At 42.0% G+C, this 11716-nt stretch carries 10 protein-coding genes; 6 read left to right on the forward strand and 4 right to left on the reverse strand.

Going from position 1 to position 11716, the window contains the following annotated elements:
* The first annotated feature begins 44 nt into the window (after positions 1-44).
* A complete protein-coding gene (locus G563_RS0130615) occupies positions 45-476 on the forward strand; it encodes a VOC family protein (protein WP_028668694.1) in 432 nt (143 codons plus the stop codon).
* A 68-nt stretch (positions 477-544) separates the two neighbouring features.
* Positions 545-997: a GyrI-like domain-containing protein gene (locus G563_RS36320; RefSeq protein ID WP_051211310.1), complete on the forward strand. Its 453-nt coding sequence runs from the start codon at positions 545-547 to the stop codon at positions 995-997.
* Between the two features lie 66 nt (positions 998-1063).
* Here the strand turns inward: G563_RS36320 and G563_RS0130625 are convergent, their stop codons facing one another.
* On the reverse strand, positions 1064-1909 hold the full coding sequence (locus G563_RS0130625; protein ID WP_028668695.1) for a cupin-like domain-containing protein: 846 nt from the start codon (positions 1907-1909) through the stop codon (positions 1064-1066).
* Positions 1910-2315: 406 nt separating this feature from the next.
* Here G563_RS0130625 and G563_RS0130630 point away from each other — a divergent pair, with 406 nt between their 5' ends.
* From G563_RS0130630 to hemL, 3 genes are all read left to right on the forward strand, one after another.
* Positions 2316-4064: a phospho-sugar mutase gene (locus G563_RS0130630; protein ID WP_037328604.1), complete on the forward strand. Its 1749-nt coding sequence runs from the start codon at positions 2316-2318 to the stop codon at positions 4062-4064.
* 280 nt (positions 4065-4344) lie between these two features.
* On the forward strand, positions 4345-6027 hold the full coding sequence (locus G563_RS36325; RefSeq protein ID WP_051211311.1) for an ABC transporter substrate-binding protein: 1683 nt from the start codon (positions 4345-4347) through the stop codon (positions 6025-6027).
* 135 nt (positions 6028-6162) lie between these two features.
* Positions 6163-7452: a glutamate-1-semialdehyde 2,1-aminomutase gene (gene hemL, locus G563_RS0130640; protein WP_028668697.1), complete on the forward strand. Its 1290-nt coding sequence runs from the start codon at positions 6163-6165 to the stop codon at positions 7450-7452.
* Between the two features lie 63 nt (positions 7453-7515).
* Here hemL and G563_RS0130645 read toward each other — a convergent pair whose 3' ends face one another.
* The 3 genes from G563_RS0130645 to G563_RS0130655 all read right to left on the reverse strand — a co-directional run bounded on the left by G563_RS0130645 (position 7516) and on the right by G563_RS0130655 (position 10205).
* Positions 7516-7914: a type II toxin-antitoxin system VapC family toxin gene (locus G563_RS0130645; RefSeq protein WP_028668698.1), complete on the reverse strand. Its 399-nt coding sequence runs from the start codon at positions 7912-7914 to the stop codon at positions 7516-7518.
* Positions 7911-8147 carry a type II toxin-antitoxin system Phd/YefM family antitoxin gene (locus tag G563_RS0130650; protein ID WP_028668699.1) on the reverse strand — a complete coding sequence of 79 codons (237 nt, stop codon included), beginning with the start codon at positions 8145-8147 and terminating at the stop codon, positions 7911-7913. The genes G563_RS0130645 and G563_RS0130650 overlap by 4 nt, the downstream gene beginning before the upstream one ends.
* 126 nt (positions 8148-8273) lie before the next feature.
* Positions 8274-10205 (reverse strand): heparinase II/III domain-containing protein, encoded by a 1932-nt coding sequence (locus G563_RS0130655; protein WP_028668700.1) that lies wholly within the window; start codon positions 10203-10205, stop codon positions 8274-8276.
* A 419-nt stretch (positions 10206-10624) separates the two neighbouring features.
* Here G563_RS0130655 and G563_RS0130660 point away from each other — a divergent pair.
* Positions 10625-11716, forward strand: a 1092-nt coding sequence (locus G563_RS0130660; protein ID WP_028668701.1) for a carboxypeptidase-like regulatory domain-containing protein, incomplete at its 3' end; no start/stop codon positions are given.

Raw genomic sequence — 11716 nt, forward strand, 5'->3', positions numbered from 1 at the left:
AAACCTTCCTCATTTATTAATTCATTTTTAAACCAACAACAACCATGTTAACAGTCAATCCTTATTTAAACTTTACTGGCAACACCGAAGAAGCTTTTAACTTTTACAAATCAGTATTTGGTGGAGAATTTAGCAGCTTACAGCGTTTTAAAGATACCCCTATGGCCGCTGATATGCCTGCTGAAGTCCACGAAAAAATCATTCACATTGGCTTGCCTATCGGCAACGGTACCATCCTGATGGCAAGCGATGCTTTGGAATCGCTTGGTCAGAATCTTGCCCAAGGCAACAATTTTTACATCTCACTTCATCCCACTTCTAAAGAAGAAACTACGCAGCTTTTCAACGGACTTTCTGAAGGAGGATCGATTGAAATGCCACTTGAAGATGTGTTTTGGGGCGCTTATTACGGGCTTTTTACTGACAAATTTGGCATTAAATGGATGATTAACTACGAATATCCTGCTCACAACTAATCAAATCTTCTATACCCCATAAAAGTGGTTTGGTAGCCTAAAACTACCAAACCACTCACCATACAGCCATGACTATCAAAGAAACTTTTCCGTTCAATGCGCTCGTTTTTACCACGATGACAACCCTCCCCCAACTCGCTGACCACGTAGGCCATGTAGCCAAAGCGATGTACCAAGAAGCGGCTCGTTTGTCAGTGATGCCGACGGGAGCCATTCATTGGAAATATACCGGAATAGACGGCAACCCTGCTACGGTTTTTGAGCTCGAAATTTGGCTACCTATTCAAGAACGCGATATAATAGCAGAAGGATTTGAATGGAAACACATTCCTTCTTTCAAGTGCTTATCGTTGATACACGAAGGTGACTGGGAACGGATGCCCGAAGCGTATCAAAAAGCGATGGATTATGTGGCGGCGCATCAGTTGACGATGACCTCCGAATGTAGAGAAATCTATCAGCATATGGATTTTGAAGTAGCTTCTCACAATGTCACAGAGATTCAGATAGGCCTTCAATAAAAAGAGGCAAATACTTACTAAACGAAATGGGCATGTAGTCATTACATGCCCATTTTGTTTATAACCTTATACCAATTTCAAAGCCCGTTCTTCGGCTTTCTCTTCTTTCCAGTGTTTCCAGCGTGGCCCCAAAACTTTATTAAGTCCTTTATCAACAATAAAATGCCGCGTGATATTCCACAAGCCTCTTACACGCGTAAAGGCGTTGTCGTTGGCACGGAGTGCAATCGAAAATCCACCATCTACATAGTGTATAAAATGCCAAAAAGTAGAAGGGATAAAGACGGTTTCGCCGTGCTCAAGAGTAGTATCCCAGCCAGTGGCTTTTCTGAAAGCTGGATAACGCTCATAATCAGGCTTTAGGACATTCATGTGGCTTTGTACCGTAAAAGGATGCTGGTACAGATAGGGCCCTTGGTCGGGGGCAAAAAGCACAACTCTTTTTCGAGTCTGAAACTGAGTCAAAAACACCGATGAGCAATCTATGTCATAATGTAAATTCACGACTGCATCTTGCCCCCCAAAAAACATGAATGGATATTCTTTCACAAAACCATCCATGATAGTCGGCATTTTCACATCCTTCACTAGTTCAGGCGCATGTTGAAAAATATTATACAAAAACATCCGAAGTTCGGTAGGCCCCGCCTGAATTAAGTCTAAATACTCCCCAAAGGGCATGTGCAATTTAGGTGCCATATAACCTTTGCCTGCATCATGAAAATCATTTCCAAACAGAGGAACCTTCAGATGTCCGTAGTTATTTTTCAGATACTCAAAAGTCCATTTGTGGGTAGCGGGCCAGTCGGCGGCCAAGTCCCGGAATACGACAGGTTTTCCGGGTAAAAGATATTGGTCTCTAAATTCCTCAGGAGTGAGACCAGAACGTTTTTCAATAGGCTGTAGCTGCATTTTTCTGATAATAATATTGTGGTAAGTAACTCTAAAAACTATAAAAAATCATACCATAGCAAGCCCCATCTCAATGATTAGTCATTCATTTGCTAATGAGGACTCTTGTACACATTCAATACATTTATCAAAACAGGGTTCCTCAGGGGCTTTTTTTTATAAAACTTTAAGACCTTCTCAATTTGTTCCCTTGAAAGTAGAAAAACACATTAATAATTCATCTGTCAGTCTATTATTTTTTGATCAAGACGCTTTAATAGAGTATTTCCAAAGTTTAAAAAAAATAGTCTCTCTTCTCAAACCAACACTAATATTTCTTTAAAAGATAAACTTGCATCATTCGGGTGAGTTAGTAAATTTGGGGATGTTTGTCTTTTAATGTATAAATCCAAAAATTGTAACCTCTATGCTCGAAGCTGCAGTACAAACCAAAATAGACCAGTGGCTCAGCGGCAACTATGACGCTGACACCAAAAACACTATCCAACAACTCCTTGACCAACAGAATTTTACAGAACTAACTGATTCGTTCTATAAAGATTTGGAGTTTGGAACAGGTGGACTTCGAGGATTGATTGGGATTGGCTCCAACCGCATGAACCAATACACTGTAGGAGCAGCTACCCAAGGATTGGCCAACTATCTCAACAAAACATTCCCCGGACAACCTATAAGTGTGGCAATCGCTCACGACAGTCGTATCAAATCAGACGAATTTGCCCAAGTTATTGCTAATATCTTCTCTGCCAACGGTATAGAGGTGTATTTATTTGACGGGCTTCGTCCTACTCCTGAGCTAAGCTTTGCTATTCGGGCACTGGGCTGTCAGAGTGGGGTGGTCGTTACGGCCTCGCACAACCCTAAAGAGTATAATGGCTACAAAGCCTACTGGACCGACGGTAGCCAAGTAGTAGCACCTCACGACAAAAATGTGATTGACGAAGTAAACGCTATCCAATCAATTGATGACATTAAATTTGAGGGTGATGCCTCCAAAATCCACGCGATAGGCGAAGAAATTGACAGCAAATACATCGATCAGATCATATCCCTCTCTATCTCGAAGGAGGCAATTGCCCGCCAAAAAGACCTCAAAATCGTGTACACGCCCATCCACGGTACGGGTGTGACGCTTGTACCAAAGCTCTTGGCAAAAATGGGCTTTGAAAACGTAACGGTTATTGAGGAACAAGCCGAAGCCAAAGGAAATGGGCTTTTCCCAACTGTAGTATATCCTAATCCTGAAGAATCGGAAGCGATGGCTTTGGCGGTAAACAAAGCCAAAGAAATCGACGCAGATTTGGTACTTGGCACCGACCCCGATGCCGACCGCGTAGGTATTGCGGTCAAAAATCACCACGGCGAAATCCAACTTCTCAACGGAAATCAAACCGCTACTCTCCTTATCTACTATCTATTGCAAGCTTGGAAAGAAGCAGGAAAGTTGACAGGAAAAGAGTTTGTTTGTAAAACTATCGTGACCACTGACCTCATCGACAAAATGGCGGCTGGTTATGGAGTTCATTGTTATAACACCCTTACCGGCTTCAAATACATAGCCCAAGTGATTCGCGAATTAGAAGGACAACAGCAATTTATTGGTGGTGGTGAAGAAAGCTACGGTTATCTTATCGGAGATGCTGTTCGCGACAAAGACGCTATCGCAAGCTGTGGCATGATCGCCGAACTTACGGCTTATGCCAAAGACAAAGGATTGAGCTTATTCGACATGCTCATGGAAGTATATAAGCAATTTGGTTTCTACTACGAGGGGCTGATTTCGCTTACCAAAAAAGGAAAATCTGGCGCCGAAGAAATCCAACAAATGATGGCGGATTTTCGTGCCAATCCTCCTCAGTCCATTGCTGGCTCCCCCGTGGTGCGTATTGACGACTACAAATTTTTGAAACGTACCGAAAACGGTCAAACTGTCGACATCCCTTCTGGCAGTATGGGAATTGAATCCTCTAATGTGCTTCAGTTTTTCACGGCTGATGGTACCAAATTTACCTGCCGCCCATCTGGAACCGAGCCCAAAATCAAGTTTTATGTAGGTGTAGTCGGCGAACTAGACAGCAATGAAAACTTCGATGCCGTCTATGAATCACTTAAGCAAAAAGTACAGTCAATCGGGGCTGAACTTAACCTGAAATAGGGGATTTTGTATTATTTTGAACAAAAAATTTGCTTCAATAGAAGAAAATAACGTATATTCACGCTACGTTTAGAGCTCCGACTCATCATCGGGGCTTTTCATCATAGGTTAAGTGTGAGAAAAGCCATACGCATATAGCGTAATGGCTTTTTTGTTTTGGTACTTCTTAGCTATTTTTACATTTCTATTCGTTTCCCCAAAGAACCATACTACTGAATGTCCACTACGAAGAAAGTAAGCATTCAGTATGTCAAACTTTTAAAACCCGGACAGACTCATAATGAGAAAATTCATTTTGTTTTTTTTTCTATCTCCACTTCTTCTTCAAGCACAAGGTACGGATGCTAACTATGAGCGAGAGTATAAGAGTGCCGTAAGTTTATACAAATCAGGCGACTATACCGCAGCTTTGCGAAGTCTTACTCCTCTCACGGCGGCCAAATACCAAAATGGGCTTGCACCTTTTGCACATTACTATTGGGCATTAGCTTCGCTCAAAACCAACCGTTTCGGCGAAAGCCGTCAGATGCTACATCAGCTCAGAGAACGATTTCCTGATTGGAAAAAAATGGACGATGTCTTGTACTTACAAGCCGACTTAGCGTTTCGGGATAAACAATTCGGCCAAGCCCTGGACTATTTGCAAGACATCACATCGGCGGTTGTAAAAAAAGATGCGGAAAACCTAAAAAAGGTATATGTCAATCAAGTTCAAGACTTAGCATACCTCAAAAACCTATATCGTCAGTATCCTTCTGACCGAATAGTAGCCCAAAAAATCATCGACCTTATCCAACAAACTTCCAACGACAAGGCAGACTTAGAACTGTCTGACCAGTTGACTAATCGTTTTGGAATTGTTCCTGCCAAAACTACTACTTCAGTAAACCCCATCAAAAAAGGGCAAAACAATCTTCAAAAGGGGTATTATAACATAGGAATTGCTTTACCATTCAAGCTTCGCGAATTTAGCCCGAGCCAACGTTTCCGTAGCAATCAGTTTGCCTATGATATGTACGAGGGAATGAAAATGGCCAAAGCCAAACTACAACAAGAAGGTATTTTGGTCAGTCTTTTTTCGTATGATGTAGGTAGTGAACCGGAGGAAATGCTTGATGTGGTAAACAATACCAACTTTGCACAAACCGACCTCTTGTTTGGCCCTGTTTATAGCGAGCCTGCTAAACTAGCCGCCGACTATGCCGACAACAACAATATCTTTTTTATACACCCCACTACTCTTACTACCGATATTCTTACCAATCACCCCAATACTTTATTGTTACACCCTTCTTTTGAGCGTCAAGCTGATAAGAGCTTTGAATTCATGAGATCGCTGCCTGCTTCTATGGGACGAAAAGTCGCTATTTATTATGGCTCTGCTCGCCGTGATTCGGTATTGGCGGCAGCTTACAAATCCAAAGTAGATGCGGCTGGATACCAGACTGTTGATTTTAGAAAAACCCGCGAAAAAATTGATTCTTCGGCTACTATTTCAGAAACAAACAAACCTAGCCACGTAGCTGTATTTAGTAGCTCCGAAGGAGATGGTACTAAAGTATTGGCCATGCTCACAAAAAAACGACTTAAGCCTCCAGTACTCACAACAGCTACCGCTTTTAACATCCAAACTTTCCAACCCGCTCTCATAGAAGGACATACCGTGTATTGGCTAGATACTGAGTTTGTGGATATTACTAAACCACAAGTACGAGAATTTCAAACCTTGTATTTCAACAAAAGAAATACGATTCCGTCGATTTATGCTATGCAGGGTTATGATGCATTATTGTTTTTTGGGCGAATGCTCCACAAATATCGTAACCAACTCCGCACCGGTTTAGAAACTCGCACTTATGAAGACGACTACTTGCTTTCGGGCTTCAACTACCGAAACTCCAGCGACAATCAAGTAGTACCCATTCTTACCCTAGATGATATGCACTGGGTACCAGCTAAATAATAAAGTAAACTTGGCATGTTTCTGAAACAACCTCTTGCAAACATGCCAAGTTTGTTCAAAAACAAATACCAAACTCGGCATGTTTTGATGGCAATCTCCCACCAACTTGCCATGTTAAAATCTATTCAAGTAATCATGCAACACACTCAAAGTCAAGAACTTTTTCAAAAAGCTAAACAGTACATTCCAGGAGGAGTCAACTCACCCGTAAGGGCATTTAGAGCAGTGGGCGGCTCACCCATTTTTATTAAATCAGCCAAAGGCCCCTATATCTATGACGAAGACGGTAACCAATATCTAGAGTTTATTAATTCTTGGGGACCTATGATTTTGGGACACGCCCACGAGCTCATCGAAAAAGCCGTATCAGATGCTATCCAAAACTCTTTTTCTTTTGGTGCCCCTACCCGCAAAGAAGTAGAAATGGCCGAGCGCATCGTAAATATGGTGCCTTCGGTCGAGAAGGTTCGGATGGTCAATTCGGGAACGGAAGCCACGATGTCGGCGATTAGGGTAGCAAGAGGCTATACCGGTCGCGACAAAATCATCAAATTTGAAGGATGCTACCACGGGCATGGCGATAGTTTTTTGATTGCTGCGGGAAGCGGAGCCGTTACGATGGGCGTTCCTGATAGCCCCGGCGTCACTAAAGGCGTTGCCAACGACACCCTTACGGCACCTTTCAATGATTTGACGGCACTACAACAACTCGTAGCGGCGAATCAAGGCCAAATCGCCGCTTTGATTCTGGAGCCTGTGGTAGGCAATATGGGCTGCGTATTGCCCGAAAAAGGCTATCTAGCAGCAATTCGTGAGCTATGTACCAAAGAAGGAATTGTCCTCATTTTTGACGAAGTGATGACTGGTTTCCGCCTCGCCAAAGGGGGCGCACAGGAGCGTTTTGGGATTATGCCAGACATGACTACGATGGGCAAAATCATCGGTGGCGGAATGCCCGTCGGGGCGTATGGCGGCAAGCGCGACATCATGGATTGCGTATCGCCTGCGGGACCGGTTTACCAAGCTGGTACCCTCTCAGGAAACCCTATTGCAATGTCGGCAGGCTTGGCGATGTTGGAATATTTGGACAATCACCCCGAAGTATATACGCGTCTTGATGAAGTAGGTCTGAAAATCACCGCAGGCTTCCAAGATTCTTTACAAAAATTAGGCTTAAACTTCACTATCAATCAGATAGGGTCGATGTTTACGCTTTTTATGACTCCCGAAAAAGTCACCAATTTTGAAACGGCTAAATCTTCTGACTTGCCACTATTTGGACGTTATTTCCAAGCGATGCTCAAAAGAGGAATCTATTTAGCGCCTTCCCAATTCGAAAGTCTCTTCTTCTCTTACGCGCTCGAAGATAGCCACATTGAGCAGTTGATTCAGGCTAATGAAGAAGCATTGAAAGAGGTGATTTGACAATTAACCCCGGCAACGTTTTGAACGTTGCCGGGGTTGGTTTAAACGTTGCCGGGGTTGGTTTTACCAAATAACTTTTAATCCTTCGCTCTCGTACTTATGCACATTTTCATCGCAACTGATAAGCGTAAGGTTAAGTTGAATAGCTTGCCAAATAAGCATTTTATCAAAGGGGTCACGGTGATAAGCTGCCTTGAGTTGATGATAACTACTTGTGGTCTCTGCCGTCAAAGGAATAATCTTAAAGCCCGTTGCTAGGGCTGCTTGCGGAAAATCTTCGGGTCCATAGCCTTCTAACATTAACTTACCAATTGAGTATTTTAAGGAAATTTCCCAAAAACTGACTGCACTTACCGAAACCTCGTTGTCAGTATTTATAAGTACTTTTTTTGCGATAGAAGACAACTTCTGAGGCTCTGTTATAGCCCAAATAAGCGTATGGGTATCAAGCAAATAACTCATACATTTAAAAAATCTTCTTCCGTTATTCCAAAATCACCCGAAAACGTAACTTTCCCTTTATTAGCCAAAATTCCTAAAGTACGTTTTGTAGACTTACGGGCTGATTTTGGAACTAGATAAGCTACGATTTCCTTTTTTTTTCCAAAAGCAACGGCCACTTCTTCTCCTGCTTGCACTTCTTGAAGTATTTCTGAAAATCGCGTTTTCAGCTCTCCTACAGTCATTATCTTCATTTTATCTTTTTTTATTCAAATGTAGGTTTTTCTTGACAAGTTGTCAAGAAAAACCTACATTTAACCCCGGCAACGTTTTGAACGTTGCCGGGGTTGTTTTGAACGTTGCCGGGGTTGTTGTTTTGATTAATTCCCTACAATCACAAATCCTGCTTTCCCTTTTTGGGGTAAAGTTTTGTGAGTCAATATGATACGCTGCACCGGCAGGTTATCCCATTTGGTTTTGAAACTTACATATTCCATACCATCCGTAGAAGGGAAATCAGTCGAAACAGCCCATAGTTTGGGGTCATATTGTAGCGTAAAACTTTGACCTTTAGGCGTTTTCAACGACACTTTTCCGGGAGTGGCGGTATCTACTTCATTGACCGTCATAAATACCTGCTGCAACGACGTGGGCTTTTGGGCCAATACATAATCATCGTTGATTTCTACCGAATTCTTAATACGATTGAGCTTCACCGTACGATTCCACGTTTGAATACCTGCTTCTTTGGCATACGAGGGGGCTATATCCATACTCAAAGTCGCCTCTTTGTCCGACACCGTTGGTTTTATATTTTTTGCTTCGTAGCTACGTCCCGCCAATTGCCCTAAACCATTGATAATAGGCAAATTGTGATATTGGGACTGCGTAAACCAAAGTTCATAGCGCTTTGACGAAAACGTGCGAGCTGTATAATTGCCCCTACCTGCATCGATGATGATAGGCTCGCCATTGGCGTACAGCAAAAAATCCCCCACATCGTTGTGATTATGACTTTCGGCATTGTGCCCACCGTGCGTTGCCATAAAAATACCATTGCCTGCCCGTGCTGTCAATACCTGAATATCACCAAACCAAGCATCTTTGACAGGCTCAAAAGTGTTTTTGTCACTTCCTATTTCCTTCACTGTCAGCAAGTTTTGAACTTTACGCATCCGATGAAAACCATTGTTTGAGATGGCCGTAGGATATTTTTCAACCGCCCATTTACCAAACTGCGTCAATTGTGCATCATTGATTTTTTTGCCAAAACGATACAGCATAATTCCGTCGGGTTTGAGCTTAGGGTCAGCATCCGCAAAATTGACAAAGTAATCGTTTGCAATGTGCGTTTTATACACATAGGAGGCCATTTTTTGAATCAAAGGCTCACCATAAATATTCACCTTGCCCTGAGTGGCACCATCAAGTAGCTCCAAACAATCAAACACACAGGCCCCCGCCGCAAACCAATAACTCGGCCCTTCGTCGCAGCCGCCATCTTCGCCCAAGCCATTGAGGTACAAATCCAACCCCAACATGGCCCCATACAACGACTGCGCCCGACGCGCCTCGTCTTTTTCGAGCAGCAGCGTGGCCGTCATCCAATTAGACATAATCCACGGATTCCAGTTGTTGACGGCATTTTTTTTGCTCATCCACCCATAGCGGTCGGGGTTTTTGAGCATAGGGATAAAAATCCGTTGATTGGTTTCGTGGTAGATACGCTTCCGAATAAGCTTATTGATTTTATCGAGTTTGTCGCCCACAAAATAATCCGTTAGAGCCAAAACCGAGCCTGTTTCGGCTGCAAACAAATCAACGATGTGGTCTTCGACATTGGGCAAACCTGTACCGCTGATATGCGCCGGAACACCCCAGAAACTCTCTTCACACATCGACCATACACCATTGAGGATAGCCTCCGTGAAGCGCCCTTTGTCTTCCATACTTTCGGCCAACACCAAGTCTATCAAGGCATTACGCTTAGCAAAAGAGATTTTACTGTGGCGTTCGCGGTCGCCTGAGCGTACAAAATCTAAAGAGATAGAAGCCGAAATAGGCTCAAACTTATAATTGAGCAGTTCTTCGCCGGTACGAATCGTACGCGCCATGACCGAATCCGGCACCGCCGCTTTCCATTCAGTGGGCGTTTTGGGGTAAGGTTTGAATTGATTTTGGGAAATTAGTGCCTGTTTGACGGCCTCTATCGAATATTTATTCCCCAGAATATTACGTTGAGTGACCTGCGCTTCACTCCTGAACTCCCCCAAAAGAAGCACAGCAAACAAAAAAACAAAAGATTTGAACATGGTTTAGAAAAGGGTTTAAGAATCGGTTTGGGTATAGATGGCAAAAAGCACTCGTAGATACTTAGAGACAGCAAAAAATGTAGCCATTACTTGTCTTCTAAACTCCTCCAAACCAAAATTCTACTCTTTATCAGGCCTTTCCGTTACTTATATTCCTATCCTACGTCCATACTAAAAGTCATAGGTTAATATAAAAATTATGATTTGAAGGGTCCTATTTAATACATTGTTATTTTTTACCCGCAGAAGTCCGCTGAATAATACAAACGCAGATTTTCGCTGAAAAAGAGGGGCCTATAGCCAATAATCTGCGTTTCTCTGCGATTTCAATTTGCGCCAATCGGCGGGTAAAATTAAAAAAACACTTAGCTAACACTGTATTTAAATAATAATGCTATTAAACTTCAAATTTTTCTAAAATGTACAAACTTCCAGTAAATTACTGCTTTCTTATCCCCACCACAATCCTTCTATTCTTACTCCCCTACTTTAGTCAGGCCCAAAACACAAAAGGCACTGTATTAGACGCAAACACAAAACTACCCGTAGCCTTTGCTAGTATTTATCAACTAAAAACCACCAAAGGAACTATCACAAACAGCAATGGTGAATTTAATATTCCTATTTCAAACAAAGGAGAAATAGAAATAAGAATAAGCTGTATTGGGTATAAAACGTTATTCCAAAAACTAACCTTTAACAAAAACAAAGTTGTTATCTTTCTCACACCTGATGAGGCTAGCTTACAAGAAGTAGTCGTCATGCCCGATAGTTTATTAAAAACCATTCTCAAGAAATCGTATCAAAACATATCTTCCAATTATGCTCAATCTCCTATGGAACTCACAGGGTTTTATAGAGAAGTACAAAAATCCACTACTGACGACCATTTCTTATATTTTGGCGAAGCCCTACTTAAAGTACAACAAAAGGGGTACAATCATCCCAATGAAGATGCTCAAATTGAAATACTAAAATCTCGCATCATCAATTTTCCTCATAGTGATAGTATCGACAATGTAAAATACTATCGAGGGCCTTTCATTCCACAGTGGGGTGATTTTGTGCGAAATAGATCCAACTTTTTAAATCCTAATTCATTCAACAAAACATACATTTATCATTTAGATGCTATCACTACTTACAACAACAAAGAAGATAGTGTATACGTAATCCGTTTTAGCTCCAAAAAACCTTCTGACAAGAAAAGCGGAAAAATATGGATTAATAAAAAAACATTTGCTTATCTCAAAATAGAATTTAACAACCAAACTCATGAAAAACGGGTGCATTGCAAATTGTCGTTTAACTTTGTGATTTACATTCTTTTAACTATGACACGAGAAGAGTTACATAAACTAATAGATTGCGAGTACGATAAACTTGAATCAATGCCCTTGGGCCACACATTGTACGATTTAGAAGTAAGGGTTGAAATGATCAAGCAGAAGGTTGGTCAAGCCCTGCTACAGAGCCAAACCGGTGCGTGTAATGATCGTCGAAAAAAAAAA

Origin of the sequence: Runella zeae DSM 19591 (assembly GCF_000423565.1) — a bacterium.
In the GTDB taxonomy this organism is placed as follows: domain Bacteria; phylum Bacteroidota; class Bacteroidia; order Cytophagales; family Spirosomataceae; genus Runella; species Runella zeae.

What these genes read in the sequence shown, in the direction of transcription:
- G563_RS0130615 (WP_028668694.1), top strand. Translation starts at nt 45, where the DNA reads ATGTTAACAGTCAATCCTTATTTAAACTTTACTGGCAACACCGAAGAA.
- G563_RS36320 (WP_051211310.1), top strand. Translation starts at nt 545, where the DNA reads ATGACTATCAAAGAAACTTTTCCGTTCAATGCGCTCGTTTTTACCACG.
- G563_RS0130625 (WP_028668695.1), bottom strand. Translation starts at nt 1,909, where the DNA reads ATGCAGCTACAGCCTATTGAAAAACGTTCTGGTCTCACTCCTGAGGAA.
- G563_RS0130630 (WP_037328604.1), top strand. Translation starts at nt 2,316, where the DNA reads ATGCTCGAAGCTGCAGTACAAACCAAAATAGACCAGTGGCTCAGCGGC.
- G563_RS36325 (WP_051211311.1), top strand. Translation starts at nt 4,345, where the DNA reads ATGAGAAAATTCATTTTGTTTTTTTTTCTATCTCCACTTCTTCTTCAA.
- hemL (WP_028668697.1), top strand. Translation starts at nt 6,163, where the DNA reads ATGCAACACACTCAAAGTCAAGAACTTTTTCAAAAAGCTAAACAGTAC.
- G563_RS0130645 (WP_028668698.1), bottom strand. Translation starts at nt 7,914, where the DNA reads ATGAGTTATTTGCTTGATACCCATACGCTTATTTGGGCTATAACAGAG.
- G563_RS0130650 (WP_028668699.1), bottom strand. Translation starts at nt 8,147, where the DNA reads ATGAAGATAATGACTGTAGGAGAGCTGAAAACGCGATTTTCAGAAATA.
- G563_RS0130655 (WP_028668700.1), bottom strand. Translation starts at nt 10,205, where the DNA reads ATGTTCAAATCTTTTGTTTTTTTGTTTGCTGTGCTTCTTTTGGGGGAG.